Genomic DNA, 25,843 nt, shown 5'->3' on the forward strand with positions numbered 1-25,843 from the left:
ATGTTCATGTCAAACATCAGAAAACTGGGGATACTGCTAATGTTCGTTATGATGTTATCGAGTTGTATGTCGTCATCGCATACACTCAAGAATAACGATACGTCTGCTCGAGTCGGGGAGAAACAGCAGCTAACAATTAAGCTGGTTGGTCGTTATAGCGGGGATTCGCTCCCTCAGAAGATCCAGCGTTTTGCCGATATGCATTCGAATGTGGAAATTAAGATCGAGTGGGTTCAGTCTTATAATAATCCGTATAGCAAATCTCCAGTTTTGTTTGCACCTTGGACTCCAATTGAGGTACCTTCTGAGCTGTATGAGGACTCTAATAACGTTCCGGATATCGTTGAACTGGTGCCCTACCAGATGCGAGAATTGTATCGGATGGGAGTTATCGAGCCATTAAATTTGAACGAATCGGATCTAGACGATTATGCGATTACGACTAATGACGGATATGTTCTGGGTATGAAAAGCAAGATTAACCCGATGATTCTTTACTACAATAAAGATATTTTTTCTACCTTGGGGATTGAAGTTCCTTCGGAAAAATGGGATATCGATATGTTGAACGATGCGATCGTCAAGCTGAAGGCTGCGGGAGAGACGCTCTATATTCCTCTATCGCCATTTACACTGGAGTGGGCAACGGGACTGTACGGTGGACGTGTTGTCGGAGTAGACGGCAGGTCATTCACCGGTTATATCGATAGTGATAATGCAATTAAAGCTGCCAAGTGGATTATGACTATCGGAACGAAAATGGAATATGCCTCGATGTCCTTAACTGATTTACGTCCCCCTATGCCTTACGATTTGGTCGATGGTAAAATCGCGCTAGCGATAGAATATGCGTATGGGTTTAATATATCTATGAAAAACAGCTATGAGGAGATTGCTCAAGAGAATAACCAAATCGGAGTGGCAGCGTTACCTGTGGGAACGAACGGTCATAATCCGGCTTTAATATCGGGATTATCCCTAACCTCGAAATCTGAACATAAAGAATTGGCTATGCAGTTAATTCGGTATCTATCAGAAGACCGAGATTCATTGTATACGGACATTGCTTCGCAAACACTTCAGACCGCTACAAGAACCTTGAAGGAGCCAGTGGACGCTGCACGGAAATTGATAATTATAAAGGCTATGAAAAGGTCCGTTCCAGCAATACTTAATACGCATGAGGTAGCCGAAATCGGTTTTTATGACGCGATACAATTATTTTTGCCAAAACCACTGCTTGCGATCAGGGACGGGCAGTCAATTAGAGATATGCTAAAACAGTATGCGGATCAACTGGATAGCGATGCGAGAGACAAATAATGTTTTTAAGTAAAAAACCAATAATTAGACATGTATTATAAATTATTCCATAAATGTTAAAATGATTGTGAGTCCGAGAGTTTTGTCGATTCTGTAGTCTGTACTCTCCAAGGACTGGTCTTGGTAAAAAAATAGAAACGGAGGTGATTATATGTGTGGATATCAATCAGGGGGCTGTCTGGCGAGTTCCTGCGGAGGTTCTTCTAAACTGGGGGTTCAACTGGTGAATTACGTATGTGATGGTGTCATTCTATCCCAGACTTCGTCGGGTTGCTGCAACCTTTAAAATCAGTGGACTACATGCTTACAATAATGAGAAAACACGGCTTTATGCCGTGTTTTCTCATTATATTTCATGTTGGAATAGGAGGATCATAAAGTGATGGGTCCCTTTTTGCAGTTCCTGTTATTGATTACCTTTTTGTTGTCTGGATTCGGAAAACTAATCAGTTTCGCAGATTTTAAGAAGACGATTGAACAATTAGAAATCAGCCGTCGACTTGTTTTACCGAGTGCAGCTGTTGTTGTACTGCTAGAATTATCTGTTTCGATCCTTCTTATATTTTCAGGGACTCAGTATCTCGCGTATTTAATAATCTTGTTTTTACTAGGCTGCTTTGTGTGGTCTATCTACCGGGCATATAAACGCCAGCTGAAAGTGGCCTGTAATTGCTTCGGCAATATTAATCCAGAGTCGTTCGGTTGGAATACGGTACTACGGGTTGTCCTGTTACTTGTCATTACCCTATATCTCTTATCAACCGGAACAACAACTGTATGGGCCGAGTATCCAATCGAAGATATCTATTATGCTGGAGTTGGTTCGATCGGTGTGCTTCTGGTTTACAGCTTAATGCCGTACGCGGCATTCGGTACTTTAGCAAGTGACGGTTCCAAGTAAGGGGGAGTTGGATAACATGCAATCCATTGCGAATGCTGTTCTATGGTTATTAGTCATAATGTTAGCGGTCAGTGTGCTGCGGTTGCGCAATAAGGTCTATATGCCTTTCAAGCTAAAAGAACTGTTGTACTCCGATTTCGGTGCGCCGCTAGGGGAGAAATTTCCAGTAACACACTTTCAGACGATCACTGGCGGACAAGCTGCGGTTCATAATGATTCAGGAAAAAAGAAAATTATATTGGTCACCTCTCCGACCTGCGGCACATGCACGACGTTATATCCACTGATCAATCCTTTCATGCAGAACAAAAACGATCAATACGAGTTTATCTCAATGATGTATGGTGATTTGCAAGAGGTTAAGGCAATCGGTCATAACTACAGCCTGATGGTGCCGATTGTTCAATTGGAGAACGAGGAAAGTTTGAAAGCAATTAACACCGATCGTTTCCCATTCGGCTATTTGCTATCTCCGGATGGTAAAGTCACATCCAAAGGATTGATTACGAATGAAGAGCAATTTGACCTTCTCCTTACGTGGGCTCCAAAGCAGTCGAAGAAAAGCAGACTAGCCTTCTATCGGCAAAGATCTAATGCAGAGCAGCAAGTCTAATCGGTTATCTGACAGATTACTTTTACATCGTGGGAGCCCTGTCGTGAAATACACAATGATGATAAATGTAGCATTGCTCTTCATCACTTTATTATCCAGCTGCGTGTCGACAACAACAGCTGAAGAAGCAGCACGGAACAGTGAGGAACCCAAGTCGAAAGACACGCTGACCATCCAGCTTGTCTCCATTAACGGCTCGTTTTACGGAGTGGAGCACCATCGGCTAGCGCGGAAAATCGAACGATTTGGAGATCTCAATCCCAATACGAACATTACGATACGTTGGATAAATGATTATAATTTGACACAAGGCTCTAATTCTGTGCCGACTTGTATACAGTAATGCAGAGGGCACAGGATGTACCGGATATCTTCGAACTTGCGCCTAATCAGATGCTAGAATTGTATCGGCGCGGCGCAATTGAACCGCTGAATATGAATGAAACAGGCGTTAGCGAATATGTGATCTCCTCTAATGACGGCTACGTGCTGGGCATTAAGAGCAAGATCAATCCAATGATTGTCTACTATAATAAGCAAGCTTTTGAATCGCTTGGATTGGACCCGCCTTCGAATCAATGGGACTGGGAAAAGCTGAACGATACGATTGTCAAACTGAGAGCAGCAGGAGAGAACGTTTATATTCCACTTAACCCGTATACGCTGGAGTGGGCGACAAGTTTGAACGGCGGGCGTATCGCAGCGGCAGATGGTGTCACATACCGTGGATTTCTCGATAGTGAAGAGGCGATCAAAGGTGCCGAGTGGCTCGTCGGCATCGGAACAAAGTATAGAGAGAAAGTTGTCAATGGCACTATTCCGCCGGCAATGCCCTTTGATTTATTAGACGGCGAGATTGCGCTTGCAGTCGAATATGCGACTGTTGGCGACCCGAATAATTACGAGGCAATATCCCAGCGCAATGATCTGATTGGCATTGCTGGGCTTCCTACGGGAGATGGGGGCATTAATCCCGCTCATGTATCGGGCCTATCTCTTGCCTCACGGTCGAAGAATAAGGAGCTGGCATTAAAGCTGCTGCGTTATTTAATGGAGGATAAAGACACCATTTATTCGGACATATCGGATTATACGCTGCAAGCGAATATGAGGCCCTTAGCAGTAACAGCCAGCGCTGAGAGGAAAACGTTAATTATACATGAAATGAAACGTTCCGTTCCGGCAGCGCTCTTCATGCATGAGGCATTTTCCACGCCATACTTTGAGCAATGGAGCAGTCCTAATCGGTTAGCTGCCATTCATAATGGCCTGCCGATTCGTGAATCCCTGCACCATTATGCTTTAGAGTTAGAGCTGGAGTTGAAATGAAATTGCATACGCGAAACAACTTTTCGAAGTGTTATGAAACTGTGAAAGATAAAAAGGAGGCGTCTCATGCTTGAACTGACTTTATGGCATCACCTTGAGCAGCCGGAATCCTATGCGTGCAATGGAGAAGATGAATATGACAAATCAAACTCAGAGACCGAACATCGGGATTCGTAGCATAATAGCCATACTGGGGCGTTCATTGATGCTCGTGTGGCGTTTATCGGCGCCACTCGTGCTGCTGCTTCTCGTTATGCGAGTTGTGAGCGCATTCATTCCGGCTATGCAGGTATTGGTCGTGAAGGAATTAACAGATGCGGTCGCCGGACTGCTCACGCGTGATGGCGAGATGTCGGAGCCCGTCAAGTGGCTGGCGGCAAGCGGCGGTCTGCTGCTGATTGGCGCGCTTTTGGATGCCGCAGCCCAATACATGACGATGCTGATGAAACAGAAGACGCAATTCAAAATGGAAACGATGCTGGCGGGGAAATCAATGAGTATTCCGCTGTCCCGATTCGAGCAGCCACAATACTATGATCAACTGCAAAGGGCTAAGATGAACGTCTCTTTTCGAGGTTTTCAACTGATAGAGCAGTTTTTTTCCATTGGCCAATCGCTGCTCACGGTCGCTTCATTCTTCGCCCTGCTGTGGCATTTCAGCTTTGTATTGTCGCTGGGAATGGTGCTTGTTGTCGTTCCGACGCTTGTTGTACATATGAGAATCGGTGAATGGAAGTATTGGCTGATGCGTGTGCAGACGCCGTTCTCGCGGCGCCTGTTCTACTTCTTCGATCTGATGACCAACCGTCAGTCCGCTAAGGAGGTCAGATTGTATCGACACGCTAATAAGCTGCTACACTATTGGGGCGGATATTTCTGGAAAAATGCTGGCGAGCAGAAGAAGGTCGAGCTTCGATCGCAAAAGATGCGAATAGGAATTGAAGGTCTGAACGGAGTGCTTGCCTTTTTATTCTCCTGTTATGCGGTCTGGGTATGTTATTCACAGCAGCTATCGCTCGGGGCTTATGTCGCAATCGCGCAAGTGCTGGCCACGACTCAAGCTTCAATGCGCATGATTGCTCAGAACTTGTCGTCCATCTACGAGGAAACGCTCGTCATGAACGAGTATTACGACTTTTTGGATTCGGAGGAGGAAGAGAACGGGCAGGGACGGCATGTGCTAAACAGCCCCATTGCGGAAGGCATTACCGTTGATCATTTGACTTTTGCCTATCCAACCAGCCTGAAGCCCGTGCTTAACGATATTTCGTTCCGAATCAAACCGAATCAGACAGTAGCGATTGTAGGGGAGAATGGCGCGGGCAAGAGCACGCTCGTTAATTGTCTGATTGGACTTTACCGTGAATATTCGGGCTCTATAAAATACGACGGCGTTGACTTGATGGAGCTGGACGTTAACACATTTCGCGACCGTACTGGAGCGGTATTCCAGGATTTTCTAAGGTACCAAGTATCCGTGAAGGAGAATATTGGGTTCGGCGATGTAGGCCGGATGGAAGACTTGGCCGCAATTGAGGCGGCTGCCGCGCGGTCCGGTGCCGCGGACGTTGTACGAGGGCTTCCGGACGGCATGGATACGTTGCTCGGCCCGATTTTTGATGGGGGGCACGAGCTGTCCGTAGGCCAGTGGCAGAAGCTTGCCCTCGCAAGGTCGTTTATGCGAGATTCTGCAATTATGGTACTTGACGAGCCTACAGCATCCATGGACCCGATGGCTGAAGCGGAGTTGTTCAAGCGATTCACGGAGCTGGCCGAAGGCCGCATTACGCTGCTCATCTCTCATCGACTCGGAAGCTGCCGAATGGCGGATCATATTCTAGTCATGAAGAATGGCACACTAGTCGAGCAAGGCTCACATGAACAATTGCTAAGCTTACAAGGGGAATATTGCCGAATGTTCGAATTGCAGTCATTGGCTTACCGATAATCTAGGTTTCAAACCAACCTGCTATGAACTTCATATCAAGGACGGGGGTGTATATATGGCATTATGGACGATGATTCTCCGCAAGATGGTGAATAATAAGTGGCTGCAGCTGAACTTGTGGTTCGGTCTGACTGTATGTGTGGCTCTATTCTGCTCGATGCCCCTTTATTCTGATGCCATCCTGCAGCGGACGTTGCTGAGGGAGCTCCAGCAGCTTCAAGAGAGGGAAGCTGTATTTCCTGGATATGTAGGAATTAGTACGACCGTCTCCTCCAAGACGACGGACGAGAAGACGAGAAGCCAGATCGCTGAGGCCGATCAATTCGTACAATCGATACCCGAGCGATTGGGAATGGAAGCAAGAGCTTTCTACCAACAAAGATTTACATCAAAAATGAAAATATACGGGACGGACGCGTCGGAGCAAGAGAAGAAAGTGCTGAATGCGACAGGCGGCTTTAGGACGCTGACGGACATGGAACATCGGGTTCTTCTTATTGAGGGACGGATGCCCGTCGATCGAACGGACGGCGTCTACGAGGCGCTCGTTACAGAACGCTTCTTGCTGTCGACGAAGAGGGAGCTCGGAGAAGAACTGATCGCCGAAGTGATGACAGGGGATCATGCACGCTTCCGTGTAATCCCTGTTGGACTTATTGTAACCGATCCGAATGCGGAGCCATATTTGCCTTTTGTTGCAGAAGAGGTCGTTGACGGATTCATGATTCCATTCGAGACGTTCGAGCGCGAGTTTGTACAAGGAGGTAAAGCGGCAATCGCTTTCCTTGAATGGCGTTATGCTATGGAATATGAGCAGTTGAACGTTGAGTTTATCGATCAGCTCGTTAAGGCGGATACCGAGATTCGACGTTTTTTCCAAGGTTATATCGGCATTGCCGAGGTCGAAATTCCGGCAACGCCGACAGCGGCATCATATCATGCGACGGAGAGTCAACTGACCGTTATGATGTTGGCGTTGTATACGCCCGTCATGCTAATGCTCTCCTTCTATTTATATATGGTTGCAAACCTGATTATTAATCAGCAGAAGACGGAGATATCCGTGCTGCGCAGCCGAGGAGCAAGCCGTACGCAGCTGATGACGGCTTATACCGTAGAAGGCTTGCTTCTTGGCCTCAGTGCACTTGCGATCGGACCGTTTCTTGGCGTGAAATTTACACAATTGCTGGGCGCTTCCAGCGGCTTTCTGGAGTTCGTCCAGCGTTCGGCGCTTGAGATCAGCTTGAGCAGCAAGTCTTACAAGATTGGAGCGGTTGCCGTTGGTGCGGCGCTTCTGCTGATCCTGATTCCGGCATTTATGGCTACTCGCGTCAGCATCGTTAGCCACAAGCAGGAGATGGCTCGAGGAGCTAAGCTCTCGTTCTGGTACAAGAGCGGAATTGATATTATTTTGGTCGGATTGGCCATCTATTTACTGATTAACTTCAATAAACGAATGGACGATTTGCAGCGGCTTGCGCTCGATGCCAATGTCTTGCAGGTTGATCCTCTGCTGTTCTTCATGCCCGCAATGTTCGCGCTTGGCGGGGGACTATTGGCGCTTCGCGTCTATCCATGGTTCATTCGGTTCTTATATTGGGCTGGTCGCAGATGGTGGCCGCCGTCGCTTTACCATTCGCTTGTGCAGATCAGTCGCTCATCCGGCCAATATTTGACGATCAAGGTGTTTCTAATTATGACTGTAGCGACAGGGTTGTTCAGTGCCAATGCAGCGCGGACAATTAACGATAATATGGAAAGTAAAATTCAATATGCTATCGGCGCGGATATCACGGTGAAGGCCAAGTGGGAAACCTACGAGTCCGATTCCGGAGGTCAAGCAAGTCTGGCACCGAATTCGAAGCAAATGAAGTACATTGAGCCGCCCATCCAGCCGATGAGAGAGCTGGATGGCGTGGAATCGGCAGCCAAAGTGTTCAGGAAGGAAGACGCGTTTTTCGTAGAAACGAAAAACAAGAGCTCGGGCGTTATGACGATAATCGGCATCGACACGTTCGATTACGGCAAGACGGTCTGGATGAAAGACGGATTGCTTGATTCTCACATTAACAACTATCTTAATCTCATTGCGCCAGACCCGATGGCGGTGCTCGTCTCTCGTTCCATTGCCGAGGAGCACGGCGTAAAGCCGGGCGATAATATTCGGGTTTATTGGCAGGGACAAACCCAAGCCCTGTTCACTGTATATGGCATTATCGACTACTGGCCGACATGGAATCCTCTGCCTTCCGAAAGGTCGTTCGGAGACAAGGAGACGGAGAAACCTCATCTGATCGTTGGACATCTGGGTACAATTCAGAATCGGATTGGATTCGAGCCATACGAGGTATGGTATAAGCTGAAGGCCGGCATTTCCAGCTCGCATATCTACGATCAGCTTGCGGAGAAAGGAATTCCGCTTGAGAGTGTCCGTGACGCAAAGCAGGAATTGATACAGTCCGCGAACGCTCCGCTGCGGATGGCAATGAACGGCGTTATGACGCTTGGTTTTGCCGTTGCGATGCTCATCTGCTTCTTCGGCTTCTTGATCTTCTGGGTACTGACCTTATCCGGACGCACGCTTCAATACGGAGTGCTGCAGGCAATGGGCATTCCGTTCCACCAGGTATTCGGCATGCTTGTCAGCGAGCAGGCGCTCACCTCGGGAGCCGCAATCATTATCGGCGTCTATATCGGCAACTTGACGAGTGATCTATACGTTCCGCTGTTCGAAATGTCTTTCGCAACAACGGAGCAAGTGCCGCCGTTCCAAATCGTGCGCAAGCTTGGAGATTATGTGCAGCTCTATGGCATCGTTGGGCTTACGATTGGCATCGGCTTGTCGATTCTCGTCTACCGGTTGTCGCGTACGCGAATTAGCCAAGCGCTTAAGCTGGGAGAGGAATAATAGGCCTACATGAAAACACGCCAGAACTGGCGTGTTTTTTGCATGCTATCGGCAATCGGTATCTGAATTGTGCCTCATTTTTTCATCAAGTAAAGATTGGGTAACATTATAAAGGATTGGCTCTTGATTTTTTGGTGATCAATCATGGAGAATAATAAACATGCATGATTAATTCGTTGTCGAGAAATGGGGTTGTCATCTTGCGGAAGCGAATATGGAATAAGGCTGCGCTCATGCTCGCCGTATTCATGTTTATGCAGACGCTTACGGCGTGCGAAAATAAGGAAGCGGCAGAGAAGCCTGATACCGAAGTTACGGAACAATCGATGTATTCGGATTTAGGCTTAACAAAATATAATCCTCCTATCGAAATTTCGCTCGTACGGGAAATAGACGAAGACTTTACGGATTTGATAGCCAATTTTCCGGGGGAGACACTCGATAACAATCGGTGGAGCCAGCTATACGAGGATGTGCTTGGCATTCGGGTTAAGTACGAATGGACTGCCAAAAGGGATCTCTATCAACAAAAATTAGGATCTGCGTTAGCATCGGGCAACATACCCGATATCGTCAGAGTGAATGCGCAGCAGTTGCGGCAATTGGCAAACGAAGGACTCATGCAGGATTTAACCAGCGTGTACGAGCAGTATGCAGCGCCGTTCACCAAGGATGTGCTGAACCAGGAAGGGACGGGGCCGTTTGAGGCGGCAACGATTGACGGGAAGCTGATGGCGATACCAGAAACGTCGGCATCGATCGAAGGCGCCCAATACTTATGGATACGGACCGATTGGCTGAAGCGGCTCGATTTAAAGCCGCCAGAGACGATGAATGATTTGCTCGCAATTTCGAAAGCGTTTACAGAAAACGATCCCGACGGAAACGGCAAAAACGACACGTACGGGCTGGCGCTCACGCAATATTTGTGGGATCCCGTTATGGGGGCTTTGGATTTTATGGCCGGTTACGGCGCTTACCCAAACATTTGGCTGGAGGATGATACGGGCAAGCTTATGAATGGAGCCGTTCAGCCGGAAGTGAAAAAGGCGCTAGCCGTTCTTCAGCAGATGTACCGCGATGGACAAATTGATCCGGAATTTGCGTTAAAGGACGGCCGTAAAGAGAAGGCGATGATCTCGGAAGGGAAAATCGGCATGATGTTCGGAGAGCAATGGGGTTCATTCTTGGTTCAAGCAAGCTACGAGAAGGATGCCGATGCGGACTGGCAGCCATTCCCTATTGTGTCGGATAGCGGCCAGAAGCCCAAAGTACCGCTTCGCTTTGCGACTACGCAGTTTCTAGCCGTCAAAAAAGGGGTAGAGCACCCCGAAGCGATCGTGAAAATGATCAATTTGCATCTAGAGAAAAATTGGGGCGTTACAGCGGAATACGAAACCTACTACAGCACTCCGTATCCAGCATGGCAGCTCTCGCCTTTTACTCCCGCGCCATTGCTCAAAAATTACGAGGCTTTTCTGCAGCTGGATGAATTCCGGACCACGGGAGACGAAGCGGTGCTGCATGATGAAGCTAAAGCGATCAAAAAAAATATCGATGCGTATTTGACTAAAAACAACGTAACCGGCTGGGGGTGGGAACGTACTTACGGGCCCAAGGGGGCGTTCTCCATCTTCAGGGATTATGAAAAAAACAATCAGCTGCTCTACGAGAAGTTCGTCGGCGTTCCGACGCAAGCGATTATCGAGAAGCAATCCATATTGGACGATTTGAAGCATAAAACATATATGAACATTATTCTCGGACGGCCTATCGAGGAATTTGACCGCTTCGTCGAAGAATGGCATCGATTAGGCGGATCGCAGATGACGGCTGAGGTAAACGAGTGGTTTACCAAGAAAGACGGTACATCCTAGATAAGAAGTAGGTTCTCTCATAGCGTTCCTTTAGTATTCCTTGTTCCCTCCATAGATAAAGCTGCTTGCGAGGAGTTGTGTAAGATTGCTTAAGATACCCGTCAATTCCATGCGCCATGCTTTGTTTTTAAGGCTTGTTATCATGCATCTCGTCGTTATTTTGCCTATTATCTTACTTGGCGTTTATTTATATAACTGGAGCTACACCAACGCGAGCCAGGACATTTCCAGAAACACCTTGGCGCAGCTGTCATCGTATCTTGAGGACATGAACCGCGAGGTGGAATGGCTGGAGGTTCAGCAATTCGATATGCTGCAGGAAGGAGAGCTTACGAAAGTCGCGGTAACGTGGGATATGATGGACAGCGTCGAGAAGAAGGAGAGCATGGACTACTTGGTTCATCGGCTGACCTCCATTAAGAACAGCAGCGCTTATATGAAGGATATATACGTTCATATCCCCTCCATCGGCAAAACGCTCTCATTCGGCAATGCCGTTCACGATCTCGAGCAAGGAAGGTATGATCAAATCCGTGCCGTGTCGGAACGAAACGGGGCGAAGCGTCTCATCAGGCAGGGAGATTCACTTCACCTAAGCGCCTCCAAGTTCGGGGGAAGGAAGGGGGAAGAGCCGCTTTATATCGTGCAGATCGAGCTCGATACGGCGAAGCTGAAGGAATCGTTAAATCAACTGAGCGTTTATGCTGAGAGCGGTTCTTTCTTGATCGCCGATGAGGTGGATTTTACGCTGCTTGGCAACGACAATTCTAGCGTTATTTTGGACAAATATTTGCAAACAACTCGTCTTTCGAAAGAAAGTTCCCTGCTATTGAAAGTAAATGGACAAACGTATCATGTCGACAAAGCCAATTCACCGGAATTAGGGCTTTCGGTCGTCACGTATTTGCCGGAGGAGACGGTCAAAAGGCCGCTTAATAAGTTTAATCTATGGGCTTGGCTGTTCACGGGCACGTCGATTCTCGCTATAGTTGTTTATTCCCTCTCGACGTATAGGCTCGTTCATCGGCCGCTGCTGCTGCTTGTTCAGAGCTTCCGCAGAATGGAAGGCGGCACGCTGGATATTCAGATCGATCACGAGAAGAAGGACGAGTTCGGTTATTTATATGATCGTTTTAATCACATGCTGAACAAATTGCAGACGCTGATCGATCAGGATTTTAAGCAGAAGCTGATGATGCAGAAGGCTGAGCTGAAGCAGCTGCAGTCACAGATTAACCCGCATTTCCTGTACAATAGCTTCTTTATCCTTAATTCGCTTGCCAAAACGGGCGATACGGATCGTATCGAGCTTTTTACAAATATGCTGGGCGAATATTTCAGATTTATTACGCGCAACGGGGAGGATAATGTTTACCTTTCGGAGGAAATCAAGCATGCAAGGATGTATACCGAGATCCAGAAGCTTAGGTTTTCTAGACGCATAAGCGTACAGTTCGACGAGCTGCCGAAGGAAATGGAGCGCATACGTGTACCAAGGCTTATCGTTCAGCCAATTATCGAGAACGCGTATGAACATAGTCTTGAGAAAATGTCGGAGGAGGGCTTTCTGCGCATCTTCTTTGTACGGAATGAGCAGGAGTCCATGATTGTCGTCGAAGACAACGGAAGCCGGATCGACGACGCTCTAGTCGACGCTTTGAACGGTCAAATGGCAAATAACGGGGAAGCGCATGAAATGACAGGGATCATTAATATCCACCGTCGGATTATACTGACCTATGGCGAAGGCAGCGGCTTGTTTCTATCAAGAAGTGAGTTAGGTGGCTTGCGAGTCGAAATACGCATAAATTCAAAGGAGGCGGATGGGGATGCACCGGCTGCTAATCGTCGATGACGAGGAAATTATAACCGACGGACTTTATGAGGTGTTGAGCAAGCTCATTCCGGATCAATTGGACGTTTGCAAGGCGTATTCGGCTAAGGAAGCTTTGGAATGGATGTCGCGAACGCGCATCGATATTGTAATGACTGATATCGCCATGCCGGGCAAGAACGGACTGGAGTTGTCGGAAGAAATATTGACGTATTGGCCGAGATGCAAGGTCATTTTTCTTACGGGACATAGCGAATTCGATTTTGCTTACCGGGCATTTCAAATGCCGGATGTCCGTTATTTGCTGAAGACAGAAGGGTATGCGAAAGTGACGGAAGCTGTCCGGGGCGCCTTGCTCGATATTCAGCGAAGCACGGTCGAGAACATGTTGCTTGAGCAATCACGTGAGCAGAAGTATGCATACGAGTTCATGGCGCAAGGCGATTATATGAGGCAACTGCTGCATGAGAGCGATTCGCTCTGTTCGGAGCAGAAGGAGCTCATGGAGGAATTCGGCCATTTGAATATCGGACTGGACCCAACGAAAACTGTCATGCTCGTGCTTGCTAGGTTGTCGTACCCGTCCGGCATGACGTATACGGAGAGGAGCAAGCTGCTTGCTTCGGCCAGGACGATATGGGATTCCTTGCTGAAGGACCATGTGAAGAGCATCGGAATTGTCGATCGGCATGGTGACCTTATGTGGTTCATACAGCCTGGAAGTGAAAGCGGTGGGAAACCAGCCGTCGACTTCGCATGTTATATCGAGGGGGTACTCGAGCTTATCCAAGAAGCCTGCCTCTCCTCTCTTAAACTGGAAATCACGTTGACAATAAGCGGAACAAGCTGCGATTGGACGGCCGTCACCCAGCAATATGAGAGACTGCGCCGACTGCAGCAGCTTAGGATCGGAACTGGCATTTGCATGATTCTAAGGGATCATGACGAGAATATGGACGGATTTTCGGGGAAAGAAGCATTCGTACCGAGCCGTAAAGTAGAGATTATGGCTGCACATTTGGAGGCTGGCCGCGCGGAAGAGTTTTATTCTGATTGGGAGCAATTGTCGAGAGTGGCGCTGCTTCACAACGAGCAAGCACAGCGATCCATCGAAGCTTATTATTCGGTTGCTCTGATACTCTACTCGTGCTTGAACAAGCTGGGGCTGCAAAGCCGCCTTGATGATCACGGGAAGCTGATGCGACTGGACTGCCATGCCTCGATGAAGGAGGGGTTCGAGTATTTGAAGCAAACCGCGGAAGCGATTTTCCGATATAAGCAGAGCGATGAGCGGGACAGAACCTCGCAAGTTATTGACCGAATCTGCCAGTACATCGACGACCATCTGAGGGAGGACCTTTCTTTGGTAAGGCTTGCGGAAATCCACTACTTCAATCCATCCTATCTGTCGCGTTTCTTCAAGCAGGAACGAGGCATTAATCTATCTGAATATATCGATACCTGCAGAGCAAGAAAAGCGAAGGAACTGCTGCATGACAACGATTTGAAGGTAAGAGAGGTTGCCGTATCAGTCGGGTATGAAGCCGCTCATTCGTTCACGCGTTTCTTCAAGAAGGTGACGGGTATGACGCCCCAAGAGTATCGCGATTCACTCAACGTATAGATGAATTCCAATGAACAAGGCGAAAGGATAAGGTTTCTCTTATCCTTTCGCCTTGTTTATTGTTTCTGCGCGCAGCCGGTTGTTGCAGTACTACAATTTGAAGGGTAAAAACATATGATTCGTCAGGTTGTGGATGTATCTTGAAGACGATAAATTGATGTAACGAGAGGCCGAGCAATGCCGCGGATCGCAATCGAAGTCTTATATAACTCGGAATGAATCGAGCCACGCCGCCAAATGACGGCGACAGCCGTTTCACCTTGTGAAATTGTTTAATAAATACGGTAGTTGCCGCTTAATGCCAGCAGACTGAAGAAATACAGGCAATTATCGTAATAGCGCCGCTCGCCGGTACGGAGGGGCGTGTCCCAGAACAAGCGGACAAAATAGGCGGAATCGGGTCCGTCCGCAGCGAGAGAAGCCATTGCATTCGTGGCGAGAAGGCCGATCGGATGGAGCGCCGGTTCCTCAAATGGTTTGCCTTCGATTGTATAGCGACGATAGTCGGAAACATCGATGTTGCGGAAGAACGCCTGGATGCGATTACTCTGATCGATTTGCCATGGGTCCTTGCGGAACCATTCATAGTCAAGTCCGATATTCGCCGCTACGCGGTAAGCGTCACTGAAGAAATGCCGAAAGTCGCCGTACCGCTGAGGTACCGCAGGCGTTCCGTCATAGTTCGCGTATTCGGGGGAGAGTCCCGTTTCCGGATGGCAGGCGGCATGCAGGTAAGCGCGACTCGCTTCTGCGGCATCTCTCCAGAACGGCCTGTCCTGTTCATCGGCATGAATCGCGAACAATTCATAGAAGTGCGGGAGATGATAGGAGGGATCGCTAAACGGCGATTCAGGTATGAATTTAATCAGCTTAGTTGCTGGATCCCACATCGGGTCGCCTTCGCCGTTCTCTCCCTGATGGATGCATGCGCGCAGAATTGTTTTAGCTTGCTCGGAATAATCAAACGGCACTGGCCCGTTACCCCAGCGGTTCGAGGCGAAAATTAAGGCCATGGCGAAAAACTCTTCCCCGTCGGGTGCTGGACCTTGTGAAATACGAGAGCCGTCCGGCTTGCAATGCCACGCGAAGTAATGCTTGTAACGCCCGTCCTTATGCTGCATGAACGTCTTCGCATAGTTCCATAGTCTGTCGAATTCATCTTTTTTGTTCATTTGCACCGCCATCATCATGCCGTAAGACATGCCTTCTGAGCGTACATCCAGATTGCCGGTATCTAGAAGATACCCTTTGTCGTCGCCCAAAGGGTAATAGATGCGCATTTCAGGGTTGCCATAGAACAGCTCGTTCCAAGCGTGCTCGAGCTTGCTTTCGATTTCCTGAAAGGAATACCCAAGTTCCTTGAATAGATTTCTGTAGCTGCCTGTATGGAAAGCACCTTGGTTTGAGTCTGACATTGTCGCAACCTCCACAGTACATTTTTTTGAACATATCATAACATGGTCGATGCTTAAGGAATTATAGCGTTTACTTTAAAAAATATAGCACTTTTCAATTTTCGAAGAGAGAGGGCTGCCTCATGCATAGCGTTATTATTGTCGACGACGAACTATTTTTCCGCAAAGACTTTATAGGAATGATAGATTGGGAGGGCAACGGTTATCAAGTGATCGGTGAAGCGGCTGATGGCAAGGACGCGCTTGCCATGATTAGAGACAAAAAACCCGATCTTGTCATCACTGATATCCGAATGCCCGTACTCGACGGTCTTGCCTTAATCCAAGCTGCGGAGGAGGAGAAGCTCGATACCGAGTTCGTTATTATAAGCAGGCATACCGATTTCTGTTATGCGCAGCAGGCCGTTCGTTTGGGCGTATTGGATTATGTGCTTAAGCCTATCGACGAAGATGACTTTGTTTATGCACTTGTGAAGCTGCACGACAAGCTGGAGAGGAAAAAACAGCTTCAAGTGCGTAAACGCATGCTGAAGAACCAGAAGCAGATCGAAACTTTGATCAGGGGAGAATCGACGGGGAAGGCGAAAGAGGAAAGCATAGTGCTGGAAATGGCGATCGGATCAGAGGCGTTTACATACACGCTAATTGAGCTGAATAACGTTCATCCTTGGAGCGGAAGGAAGTTTCCGTTAAAGGAGAAAATTCGGGCAGACATTCGGGATGCGATACAGCAAATCGTCCCAAGAGCGTCAGAGCCGTTTATATCCGAGCACGGAAGAACCTATGGGTTGATCGTTCCCTCAATGTATCTTGCTGGCGTTGGAGGAAGCATAAAGACGTTTATGGAGCTTTTATTAATGCGGCTCGAAGATCGCTGTGGGCTTCCGTATCGCGCCTACGCGGGAACAACGGTCAAGCAATTGGATAAGATCAAGGAATCGTATACAAGCGCCAAAAAAGCAGTAACTAGCAAGTATTACAGAAGCGCCGAGTGTTTCATTGCATATAGCGAAGTGAAAGAAACAACATTAGTTTACGGACAATTAGACGGCGACCTATGTCGGAAGTTGGTAGAGGCAGTCGAGGAGAATGATTCATATGAAATCAGACTGGTCGTTAATCGGATATTTTCTGAATTTCGCGAGAAACGTTTCTCGCCCGAGGCGATTCAAACAAGCATCGTACACTGCGTGTTATTGATTTGTATATCGATTAGAAGCATGGAAGGCGATGAAACCGAGCTGACGTCCTTTGAACCAATTATTAATTGGTATGATTACAATGTCACGTTAGACGAGATCATACGGCTGCTTAACGCTTTCGTTTTCGAAGCAAGCGATTTGATCAACATGCTATACAGAACCTACGGGAAGGGGAGAATTCACAAAATCAAAACGTACATCGACCAAAATTACAGCAAAAATATTAGTTTGAAAATCATTGCTGGTCAATTTTATTTGAATCCGGCTTATTTAGGACAGCTCTTCAAAAAAAAATACGGTGTGTACTTTAATGAATACCTGCAGCAGCTTAGAATCACAGAGGCGAAAAAATTGTTGAGGATTAAGGACTTTCGCATATACGAGGTGGCAGAGCGTGTCGGATTTAACAATTCCGATTATTTCATTACGCAATTCGAGAAGCTGGAGCAAATGTCACCTTCCGAATATCGAAATAAATGGAACCTGCAATAAGACCGAAGGCTGTTAGTTGGCGGTGCTGCTCGAATTGCTATTTCGCTTCGTGATCGGATTCATCTGCATAACAACTAGAAATAGACGGGTAATGACTGAGAATTTGGCGGGTTGTTCCTTGCCGAGGTTAACCTTACTATGTTCAATAATAGGGAAAGAGGTGAAAGCTTTTTGACAAGCAAGAAGCGCTTTGGAATCATTGCCGCCCTTGCAGTGACCGCCACAGCGATATTCCTTCTCAGCCAATTGCAGGCTAACCGGAATGAATCGGAGCAGCGGCCTGATGTGAAGCTGTCGGCTTATCTGAAGGAAGAGACGGTAGAGCTTAGCAAGAAGAGGGATAGCACATATGAAGTGGATTTACTCATGGATGATTTCCCGATCGGGGCTGAGGTTGTACAAATTCGCGCCTTGCTTCACATTCCGGTTGCATTCGAAGTCGGTTCGATCGTTCTGAACCTCAATAATGTTTCGGCGGCAAATGTCGCCTTAAAGCCTTCCGATGAAGGGCTGGAGCTTTGGATCAGCAATGACGACGGTTCCAAGGTTTCATTCACGAATCTTGACGGCAGCAAAGCGCTGGCTACGATTACATTAAAACAAAAGCGGGAGTTGATTGTGAAAATGAAAGATGAATTGAAGGTAAGCAGTCTGGAAATCTTGGAGTCCAATCATAATAACACGGCATATGACGTTAACCAGGCAACCTCGAAGCTGAGCTATGAGCCGCCTGCCAGCGCGGTCGGGAAGCTTCCGCAGAACGGCAATCCGATCGTATCCCATAAATTCGGCGCAGATCCTTATGCTCTCGTATATAATGGCCGTGTTTATATTTACAATACCTACGACGTACTAGAATACGACTCCGCTGGAGAGGTGAAGGATAACTCTTACGGATCAATCAAGCGGCTGTCGATCGTTTCCTCCTCGGACTTAATGAACTGGACGGATCATGGTTTCGTAGTTGCCGCTGGTCCAGAAGGGGAGGCGAAGTGGGCGACGCAATCCTGGGCGCCGGCAGCGGCGCATAAGGTGATTGACGGCAAGGATAAGTTCTTCCTTTACTTTGCGAATAACGCCAGTGGCATTGGCGTGCTCACGAGCGACAGCCCGACGGGACCTTGGATCGATCCGATCGGCAAGCCATTAATTGCGAGATCGGCGCCGGCCGCAGAAGGCGTGACATGGCTGTTCGATCCGGCGGTGCTGGTCGATGATGACGGCAAGGCGTACATCTACTTTGGCGGGGGTATCCCAGAGGGCAAAGAGGAGAAGCCTGCTACGGCTCGCGTTATGCAGCTAGGGGACGACATGATCAGCGTCGTCGGCGAAGCCGCTGTCATTCCTGCGCCATTCATGTTCGAGGATGCCGGCATCAATAAAGCAGGCGGTACTTATTATTACACATACTGCTCGAATTTTTACGGCGGCACTCGTCCAGAAGGAAGCCCGCCTGCAGGGGAAATCGCTTACATGACAAGCGATCATCCTATGGGGCCGTGGACATACCAAGGCACCATTCTGAAAAATCCCGGCCACTTCTTCGGCGTGGGCGGCAATAATCACCATGCGATGTTCCAATTCCAGGACGAATGGTACATTGCGTATCACGCGCAGACATTATCAAAGGCGATGGGTGTACCGAAAGGCTATCGATCGACGCATTTGAACAAAGTGAGCTTCGGCGCGGACGGCTCGATTCTAGAAATTGAAGCGGATTTGAAAGGCGTACCGCAGCTCGATAAGCTTAACCCGTTCGTGCGAGTGGAGGCGGGAACGCTTGCTTGGAGCGCAGGCATTGATGCGTTGCCGCATAAGATGGACGATAACGGAACGACGGTAGAAGAGGTTGCAATCGGAGCTATTCACAACGGCGATTGGACAGCTGTGTCAGGCGTGGACTTCGGCGCCGGCGCCTCTACGTTTTCGGCGTTCATAGCAGGCGGAAGCGAGGCTGCCGTCATAGAGCTTCGTTTGGACAGTCCGGATGGCGATTTGATAGGTTCGCTTGCTGTTCCACAGGCTGATGACGGATCGACAGGCTGGACAGAAGTAAATACGGTGGTTGAAGGCGCCGTAGGCATTCACGATCTGTATTTTGTGTTCAAAGGCAAGGCCGATACGGATTTGTTCACCTTTCGTGCATGGCAGTTTTCTAAATAATTGAAAAGGTTACCCTTAATGAAATCGATTCAACTTCCTTGAACAGAAAAAGACTTGCAGCCTCTTCGCTGCGAGTCTTTTCTTTGATGTAAAGCAGAGGTTTTGTTGTTCGTGGAGTTCCTATATTGGTTGAACTAAAGAAATACAGTTTAAGCGAAGCGAGAAGATCGTTCTGGAGAAACGCAGTGTTCGCCTTTGTAGCCGGATTTTTACCTTTAAATGTCTTAGTCAATCAAAAAATCTGGTTACAACCGCGATCGTAAGAATGTTCTTCTCGCGCAGCGACCAAAACGAGAAACTTTAGTTCAACTTATATAGTTCAATTGAAAAGAGGCCTTAGCTTGCGATTTAGGGTTCAATTTGTTGTTTTTTAGTTGTTAATCGAGACCAAAGCTATCGTTTATAGGGTAAACGAACAAGAAATGAACAGGTACTTCTACAGAAATGAAAGCGTTAAAATAAATAGTAATAACGGGGAAAAATGAGGAGGTTAGCGGTATTGGCGAAGTTAGAATTGCCGGGAGAAGCAATCGGCGGGATGATACTGAAGGCGGTCGGCCTTAAGCGTGTATTCGGTAGAGGCAGTGGCGCCGTCACCGCGTTATCGGATGTTCATTTGGCTATACCAGCCGGATCAATGGTTGCGCTTAAGGGCAGGTCCGGTTCAGGCAAGACGACTTTGCTGAATATGCTCAGCGCGCTTGACGAGCCAACGGAAGGGCAAGTGTTTTTCCGAGACAGAGAAATTACGCGTATGCCCGGAAAAGAGAGAAGTGCTCTGAGGCGCAAAGAAATCGGCCTCGTCTTCCAGTCATTTGGACTTATTCCACTCATGAATGCATACGAGAATGTGGAATTCGGCCTGCGCGTTGCGGGCACGCCGTTTAAGGGCAATCGGGAGGCGGCGGAACGGGCATTGGAGCAGGTTGGGATGAAGGAAAGAATGAAGCATCGGCCGGCCGAGCTCTCAGGAGGAGAGCAGCAGCGCGTGGCGATCGCACGGGCAATTGCCCACGAGCCTGTGCTGCTCATCGCGGACGAGCCGACGGCAGAGCTCGATAGCCGAATGGGCTTTCAAGTGATGAGAGTATTCCGGGAGCTCGTTAATCGTTCTGGTATGACGGTCGTTCTGACCACGCATGACCCGGGCATTATGGAGCTTGTCGATCATGTCATTTCATTGGAGGATGGAAGAATTGTATCGCAAACGAACATCGAATAAGGGAGGCGGACTGCTGCTTTCAGGCATGCGCCGATCAGCAGTGGCGTTGGCATTGTTGCTAGCACTATCCGGATGCGGCCTTCTCCCTGCAGAGCAGACTGCTTTGCAGCCGCCGCTTGTTCAGCCGGCGCAGGAGCAATTGGATATCGTAGAAGCAAGCCGCGGATCGATTCAGACGTATCTGAAAGGAACGGCTCGTTTCGTTTCCTCGAGCGCGGAGAACTTGTCATTCAAGGAATCGGGAGGCCGGCTCAAAGCAATCAAGGTAAGCGCCGGGCAGGAAGTTCACGCTGGCGATCTGCTCGTGGAGCAGGAAACCGGTGATCTTGAGCTTCAGGTTAGCCTTCAACGGCTTAACGTGGAACGAGCAGAGCTGCTGTTCAAGCAAGCGTATCTTGACGGCGCGTCGACCACTGACTTGCGTTTGCGCGAAATCGATCTCGAACGCGAGAAAATATCGCTTCAGTCGATGGAGAAGCGTCTTGCAAAATCACGTCTATATGCGACCCTATCGGGAACGGTGACGTTCGTGGAGACATTGAATGCGGGCGACTTTGTGAACGCCTACCAGGCTATCGTATCGATCGCGGATACGTCCCGCATTCAGCTTACGTATGTTGCCGCAGATATGAAGGAGGTACAGCCGGTTGAAGCAGGCATGCCGGTCAATTTGAAATACAAGGGAAAGGCGTATACGGGCAAAGTGCTGCAATCGCCTTCGACTGTGCCTATCGGAACGGAAGGGTCCAAAGCAGAGCGCAATGCTGTAACGCTCTACATGAGCATGGACAAAGCCCCGGCCGGCATCCAAATCGGCGATAGCGCCGAGCTGACGATCGAGCTTCAGAAGCGCGAGAACGTCATCATCCTGCCTCGCTCGGCCATTCGTTCTTACATGGGTCGCTATTACGTACAGGTGGCGGAAGGCGAGCGACGCAAGGAGGTCGACGTAGAGGTGGGGCTGATAACGCCGACGGAGGCCGAAATCGTTAAGGGACTCGAGGAAGGCCAGAAGGTCATCTTGAACAACTAAATAACAATGAAGACCGGATACAGCAATGTATCCGGCGCAGGGATGGGGTGTACATATGGCCTTATGGACGATGATCCTTCGAAAGATGGCAAACAACAAGTGGCTGCAGTTGAACCTTTGGATCGGCCTTACTGTGTGCGTGGCTTTGTTCAGCTCCATGCCGCTTTACTCCGAAGCCATCTTGCAGCAGACGCTGCAGAAGGAGCTTCAATCGGTGCAACTTCAAGAAGGCGTGTATCCGGGATATATCCGCATCGGAACGACGGTATCCTCGTCGTCCGTGGACGAGAAGACAGTAGAAGCCATCAGGCGGGCTGACCGATTCGTGCAAACGATACCGGGAAGAGCGGGACTCGAAGCTTTATCCGCTTATCAACAACGCTTCACGCAGCGCATGAAGGTGTACGGAGCTGATGCCACGGATCAGGAGAAGCAGTCGCAAAAGGCGGCGGGCAGCATCAAGTCGCTATCCGGTCTTGAGAAGCGCGTTCGCCTGATCGACGGCGTGATGCCAGCCGTACGCACGGACGGCATTTACGAGGCTCTCGTTACACAGAAGTTCCTTATTGCGACGAAACGTGATCTCGGGGACGAATTGATCGCGGAAGCGCCGGACAAAAAGAAGTTCCGCTTTATCGCGGTAGGGATCATGGAGACGGATCCGACTGCCGATCCTTATTTGCCTTACCTCGCTTCACAGGACAGCGATGGTTTTATTATTCCATTCGATCAATTCGAGAGCGATTTTATCATTGGAGGCAAGACGAAGCTCGCGAGCCTCGAGTGGCGAGTGGCGCTTGATTATGAGCAGTTAACGATCGAGTCGATTGATGCATTCGTACAGGCCGACAAGGACATCAGGCGATATTTCCGCGGTCGCATCGGCGTCGACGAGGTCAACATTCCTGCCATTTCGACAGTGGATGCCTATCAAGGCAAACAAGAGAAGCTTGATGTCATGATGCTGTCTCTTTATTCGCCGGTCATGCTGATGCTCGCCTTCTATCTCTATATGGCGGCCAATCTCATTATTGAACGGCAGAAGACGGAGATTTCCGTTCTGCGCAGCAGAGGGGCAAGTCGTCTGCAGATTATGACGGCCTATACGTTCGAGAGCCTATTTCTTGGCGTTAGCGCACTTGCGGTTGGTCCTTTTCTCGGCATTCTGTTCACTAAAGTATTAGGCGCCTCGAACGGTTTCCTAGAGTTCGTCGATCGTTCGGCGCTCGAGGTCAGTCTGACCAGCAGCGCTTACTTGATGTCGGGGGCAGCGGTAGCTGCCGCATTGGTTTTGACTCTCATACCGGCTATCATGGCGACCAGAGTCAGTATCGTCAGTCATAAGCAGCAGAATGCCCGCCATAACAAGCTGACGTTTTGGCATAAGACCGGACTTGATTTTATCCTTGTCGGCGTTGCTATGTATTTGCTCTATAATTTCAACAAACGGCAGGAGGATTTGCAACGGTTAGGGCTTGATTCAGATGCTTTCCAGCTCGATCCGATGCTTTTTCTGATGCCTTCGCTTTTTGCTCTCGGGGGCGGCTTGCTGCTGCTGCGGGTCTATCCGTGGTTCATACGTCTGATTTATTGGGCTGGCCGCAAATGGTGGTCGCCAGCGCTGTACAACACGCTAATACAGATTAGCCGATCGTCCGGTCAATATCAGACGATCAAGCTGTTTCTGATCATGACCGTTGCGACAGGACTCTTTAGCGCGAATGCGGCCCGAACCATAAATGACAACATGGAGAGCAAGATTCAGTACGCCATCGGAGCGGATATGTCGATTATGACCCGCTGGGAAAGCGATGCGCGTCCCTCAACCTATATGTCGTCGGCCTCTCAAACACTGACCGAACCGACAACGTCGAGCTCGAGCCGGGTAAATTACATCGAGCCGCCGTTTCAGCCGTTCGAAGAGCTGGAAGGCATTGAGGCGAGCGCTAAAGTATTTAAGAAAGAGAATGCGCGCTTCGTCACGCCTGCCAGCGGGGCAAGCGGAGCGACGACGCTCTTTGGCATCGACACGATGAACTTCGGCCAGACGACATGGATGAAGGATGGGCTGCTTGACTATCCCATTAACGGTTACCTTAATCTCCTCGCGCCTAATACGAAGGCGGTACTGATCTCTCGTTCTATCGCGAAGAAGGCAAAAGTAAAGCCAGGCGACACCATCAGCTTGTCCTGGGACGGGCTCGATCAGGCGCAATTCGTCGTCTATGGCATTATCGATTACTGGCCAAGCTGGAATCCGCTTCCTACGGGCAGCAAGGATAATGAAAAAGCGGTTCAGCCCAACTTGATCGTAGGCCATCTCGGAACAATTCAGAAGAGACTTGCTGTAGAGCCATACGAAGTATGGCTGAAACTGAAGGATGGCGTTACAAGCCAATTCGTCTACGACCAACTGGCAGAGAAGAAGCTGCGAATCATTCAGCTTCAGGATGCCACGCAAGAGCTGATTGAATCGAAAAACGATCCGTTCAGACTCGCAATCAATGGCGTTATGACACTCGGATTCGTTATCTCCATGCTCATCAGCTTTTTCGGCTTCTTGCTGTTCTGGGTGCTCACGCTGTCAGGCAGAACACTTCAATACGGCGTGCTCGGGGCAATGGGTATTCGGTTCGGACAAATTATCGGCATGCTCGTCAGCGAGCAATTGCTGACTTCGGGAGCGGCAGTTGTTCTGGGTGTATTCATCGGCAATTCGATAAGCGAGCTATTCGTACCGCTCTTCGAGATGTCCTTCGCAACGAAGGATCAAGTGCCGCCTTTTGAAATGATTCAGCAGCTCAGTGATTATTTGCAGCTGTACAGCATCGTCGGCATTACGCTGACCCTGGGTTTGCTTATTCTCGGTTACCGCTTGTCGAGAATCCGGATTGCACAAGCACTCAAGCTTGGAGAGGAGTAAAGGATGATTAGAAGTGAAGGACTCGTCAAAATTTACAAAATGGCGGATCTTGAGGTGTTCGCTCTGCAAGGTCTGGATCTACAGGTCGAGGCCGGCGAGCTAATGGCGATTATCGGCAATTCAGGCAGCGGCAAGTCGACGCTCCTGAACATGCTGGGGGGACTTGACAAGCCGTCGGCCGGCAAGCTTTATGTGGACGGCAAAGACCTGCTGAAGTTCGGAGAAAAGGAACTGGTAGCCTATAAGCGGGATACAGTCGGTTTTGTATGGCAGAACAATGCGCGTAATCTTATTCCTTATTTAACGGCGCTGGCTAATGTGGAGCTTCCGATGCTGCTTCGCGGCAAGCGCCGGCGGGCACGGGCTATGGAACTGCTGGAGGCGGTTGGGCTTGGCCACCGGATGAAGAACAGGCTGAATGAGCTGTCTGGCGGTGAGCAGCAGAGGGTGGCGATCGCGATCGCGCTTGCCAACGATCCGAAGCTGCTGCTCGCCGATGAGCCAACAGGATCCCTCGATACGAACACATCGAATCAAGTACTCGATTTGTTCCGAGCGCTTAATCGATCGATCGGAATTACGATCGTAATTGTAACGCATGATCCGGAACTGGCTCGCAAGGTGGACCGGGTCGTCCAGATTCGGGATGGCAAAACGTCGGCAGAGATGATCCGCAAAGTCTCGTACGCTGATGAGCTGGCCATGTTGGATGCCGAAAGCGCTGTGCTGGAGGCGGAGAGCCACACGGAATATGCGGTGCTGGATAAAGCGGGTCGCCTGCAAATTCCTTCCGGTTTCCTAGACACGGAAGGATTCAAAGAAATCAACAAGGTGCGGGTAGAAATGGAGGATGGCCGCATTGTCCTCTATCCGCGTTAGGAACGCACGGAAAGTTAACGTAGCAGCGATCTTAAAGATTATGACGTGATTGGGAAACCTCCTACACAAAAGCAAAAACCTCATTTCCCGCTATTAGGCGAGGATGAGGTTTTTTTGCTAGAAATGTCAGACGAATCCGCCACGCAAAAATGTAAGC

18 protein-coding genes are annotated in these 25,843 nt (G+C 49.0%); 16 read left to right on the top strand and 2 right to left on the bottom strand.

Translation table 11 applies throughout. The features are described from left to right. Positions 1-6: 6 nt before the first annotated feature. From AC1DM9_RS04340 to AC1DM9_RS04385, 10 genes are all read left to right on the top strand, one after another. Positions 7-1,323: an ABC transporter substrate-binding protein gene (locus AC1DM9_RS04340; protein WP_477578724.1), complete on the top strand. Its 1,317-nt coding sequence runs from the start codon at positions 7-9 to the stop codon at positions 1,321-1,323. A gap of 382 nt (positions 1,324-1,705) precedes the next feature. Continuing rightward, positions 1,706-2,224 (top strand): MauE/DoxX family redox-associated membrane protein, encoded by a 519-nt coding sequence (locus AC1DM9_RS04345; RefSeq protein WP_441880608.1) that lies wholly within the window; start codon positions 1,706-1,708, stop codon positions 2,222-2,224. Between the two features lie 16 nt (positions 2,225-2,240). After that, complete coding sequence (locus AC1DM9_RS04350; protein ID WP_477578726.1) at positions 2,241-2,837, top strand: thioredoxin domain-containing protein; 597 nt, start codon at positions 2,241-2,243, stop codon at positions 2,835-2,837. 43 nt (positions 2,838-2,880) lie between these two features. Further along, a complete protein-coding gene (locus tag AC1DM9_RS04355) occupies positions 2,881-3,180 on the top strand; it encodes a hypothetical protein (RefSeq protein WP_477578728.1) in 300 nt (99 codons plus the stop codon). Next, on the top strand, positions 3,180-4,166 hold the full coding sequence (locus AC1DM9_RS04360; protein ID WP_477578730.1) for an ABC transporter substrate-binding protein: 987 nt from the start codon (positions 3,180-3,182) through the stop codon (positions 4,164-4,166). Before AC1DM9_RS04355 ends, AC1DM9_RS04360 begins: the two co-directional genes overlap by 1 nt. Positions 4,167-4,371: 205 nt before the next feature. Continuing rightward, positions 4,372-6,114 (top strand): ABC transporter ATP-binding protein, encoded by a 1,743-nt coding sequence (locus AC1DM9_RS04365; protein ID WP_477578732.1) that lies wholly within the window; start codon positions 4,372-4,374, stop codon positions 6,112-6,114. Between the two features lie 55 nt (positions 6,115-6,169). Further along, positions 6,170-9,022: an ABC transporter permease gene (locus AC1DM9_RS04370; RefSeq protein ID WP_477578734.1), complete on the top strand. Its 2,853-nt coding sequence runs from the start codon at positions 6,170-6,172 to the stop codon at positions 9,020-9,022. Positions 9,023-9,186: 164 nt separating this feature from the next. Beyond that, positions 9,187-10,899 (top strand): extracellular solute-binding protein, encoded by a 1,713-nt coding sequence (locus tag AC1DM9_RS04375; RefSeq protein WP_477578736.1) that lies wholly within the window; start codon positions 9,187-9,189, stop codon positions 10,897-10,899. An 85-nt stretch (positions 10,900-10,984) separates the two neighbouring features. Continuing rightward, complete coding sequence (locus tag AC1DM9_RS04380) at positions 10,985-12,754, top strand: sensor histidine kinase (protein ID WP_441880477.1); 1,770 nt, start codon at positions 10,985-10,987, stop codon at positions 12,752-12,754. Further along, positions 12,729-14,357 carry a helix-turn-helix domain-containing protein gene (locus AC1DM9_RS04385; RefSeq protein ID WP_477578738.1) on the top strand — a complete coding sequence of 543 codons (1,629 nt, stop codon included), beginning with the start codon at positions 12,729-12,731 and terminating at the stop codon, positions 14,355-14,357. The genes AC1DM9_RS04380 and AC1DM9_RS04385 overlap by 26 nt, the downstream gene beginning before the upstream one ends. Positions 14,358-14,629: 272 nt before the next feature. Here AC1DM9_RS04385 and AC1DM9_RS04390 read toward each other — a convergent pair whose 3' ends face one another. Further along, a complete protein-coding gene (locus AC1DM9_RS04390; protein WP_477578739.1) occupies positions 14,630-15,772 on the bottom strand; it encodes a family 8 glycosyl hydrolase in 1,143 nt (380 codons plus the stop codon). A 122-nt stretch (positions 15,773-15,894) separates the two neighbouring features. Between AC1DM9_RS04390 and AC1DM9_RS04395 the strand changes: the two genes are divergently transcribed. Then, positions 15,895-17,466 (top strand): response regulator transcription factor, encoded by a 1,572-nt coding sequence (locus AC1DM9_RS04395; RefSeq protein WP_477550184.1) that lies wholly within the window; start codon positions 15,895-15,897, stop codon positions 17,464-17,466. A gap of 12 nt (positions 17,467-17,478) precedes the next feature. Here the strand turns inward: AC1DM9_RS04395 and AC1DM9_RS04400 are convergent, their stop codons facing one another. Continuing rightward, positions 17,479-17,712 carry a hypothetical protein gene (locus tag AC1DM9_RS04400; RefSeq protein ID WP_477578741.1) on the bottom strand — a complete coding sequence of 78 codons (234 nt, stop codon included), beginning with the start codon at positions 17,710-17,712 and terminating at the stop codon, positions 17,479-17,481. Positions 17,713-18,090: 378 nt separating this feature from the next. Between AC1DM9_RS04400 and AC1DM9_RS04405 the strand changes: the two genes are divergently transcribed. The 5 genes from AC1DM9_RS04405 to AC1DM9_RS04425 all read left to right on the top strand — a co-directional run bounded on the left by AC1DM9_RS04405 (position 18,091) and on the right by AC1DM9_RS04425 (position 25,686). Beyond that, positions 18,091-19,629 carry a glycoside hydrolase family 43 protein gene (locus AC1DM9_RS04405; protein WP_477578896.1) on the top strand — a complete coding sequence of 513 codons (1,539 nt, stop codon included), beginning with the start codon at positions 18,091-18,093 and terminating at the stop codon, positions 19,627-19,629. A gap of 538 nt (positions 19,630-20,167) precedes the next feature. Beyond that, entirely contained in the window at positions 20,168-20,851 is a 684-nt protein-coding gene (locus tag AC1DM9_RS04410; protein WP_441880612.1) for an ABC transporter ATP-binding protein, read from the top strand. Continuing rightward, complete coding sequence (locus AC1DM9_RS04415) at positions 20,799-21,884, top strand: efflux RND transporter periplasmic adaptor subunit (protein ID WP_477578743.1); 1,086 nt, start codon at positions 20,799-20,801, stop codon at positions 21,882-21,884. Before AC1DM9_RS04410 ends, AC1DM9_RS04415 begins: the two co-directional genes overlap by 53 nt. Positions 21,885-21,939: 55 nt before the next feature. Continuing rightward, positions 21,940-24,807, top strand: a complete 2,868-nt coding sequence (locus AC1DM9_RS04420) for an ABC transporter permease (protein WP_477578745.1) — start codon at positions 21,940-21,942, stop codon at positions 24,805-24,807. A gap of 3 nt (positions 24,808-24,810) precedes the next feature. Then, entirely contained in the window at positions 24,811-25,686 is an 876-nt protein-coding gene (locus tag AC1DM9_RS04425) for an ABC transporter ATP-binding protein (RefSeq protein ID WP_441880489.1), read from the top strand. Positions 25,687-25,843 lie beyond the last annotated feature (157 nt).

The sequence above is a fragment of the Paenibacillus sp. 01T431 genome, from assembly GCF_056398625.1.

What these genes read in the sequence shown, in the direction of transcription:
- AC1DM9_RS04395 (WP_477550184.1), top strand. Translation starts at nt 15,895, where the DNA reads ATGCATAGCGTTATTATTGTCGACGACGAACTATTTTTCCGCAAAGAC.
- AC1DM9_RS04390 (WP_477578739.1), bottom strand. Translation starts at nt 15,772, where the DNA reads ATGTCAGACTCAAACCAAGGTGCTTTCCATACAGGCAGCTACAGAAAT.
- AC1DM9_RS04340 (WP_477578724.1), top strand. Translation starts at nt 7, where the DNA reads ATGTCAAACATCAGAAAACTGGGGATACTGCTAATGTTCGTTATGATG.
- AC1DM9_RS04420 (WP_477578745.1), top strand. Translation starts at nt 21,940, where the DNA reads ATGGCCTTATGGACGATGATCCTTCGAAAGATGGCAAACAACAAGTGG.
- AC1DM9_RS04410 (WP_441880612.1), top strand. Translation starts at nt 20,168, where the DNA reads ATGATACTGAAGGCGGTCGGCCTTAAGCGTGTATTCGGTAGAGGCAGT.
- AC1DM9_RS04415 (WP_477578743.1), top strand. Translation starts at nt 20,799, where the DNA reads ATGTCATTTCATTGGAGGATGGAAGAATTGTATCGCAAACGAACATCG.
- AC1DM9_RS04405 (WP_477578896.1), top strand. Translation starts at nt 18,091, where the DNA reads ATGAAAGATGAATTGAAGGTAAGCAGTCTGGAAATCTTGGAGTCCAAT.
- AC1DM9_RS04350 (WP_477578726.1), top strand. Translation starts at nt 2,241, where the DNA reads ATGCAATCCATTGCGAATGCTGTTCTATGGTTATTAGTCATAATGTTA.
- AC1DM9_RS04345 (WP_441880608.1), top strand. Translation starts at nt 1,706, where the DNA reads ATGGGTCCCTTTTTGCAGTTCCTGTTATTGATTACCTTTTTGTTGTCT.
- AC1DM9_RS04360 (WP_477578730.1), top strand. Translation starts at nt 3,180, where the DNA reads ATGCAGAGGGCACAGGATGTACCGGATATCTTCGAACTTGCGCCTAAT.
- AC1DM9_RS04385 (WP_477578738.1), top strand. Translation starts at nt 12,729, where the DNA reads ATGCACCGGCTGCTAATCGTCGATGACGAGGAAATTATAACCGACGGA.
- AC1DM9_RS04375 (WP_477578736.1), top strand. Translation starts at nt 9,187, where the DNA reads ATGATTAATTCGTTGTCGAGAAATGGGGTTGTCATCTTGCGGAAGCGA.
- AC1DM9_RS04425 (WP_441880489.1), top strand. Translation starts at nt 24,811, where the DNA reads ATGATTAGAAGTGAAGGACTCGTCAAAATTTACAAAATGGCGGATCTT.
- AC1DM9_RS04370 (WP_477578734.1), top strand. Translation starts at nt 6,170, where the DNA reads ATGGCATTATGGACGATGATTCTCCGCAAGATGGTGAATAATAAGTGG.
- AC1DM9_RS04365 (WP_477578732.1), top strand. Translation starts at nt 4,372, where the DNA reads ATGCTCGTGTGGCGTTTATCGGCGCCACTCGTGCTGCTGCTTCTCGTT.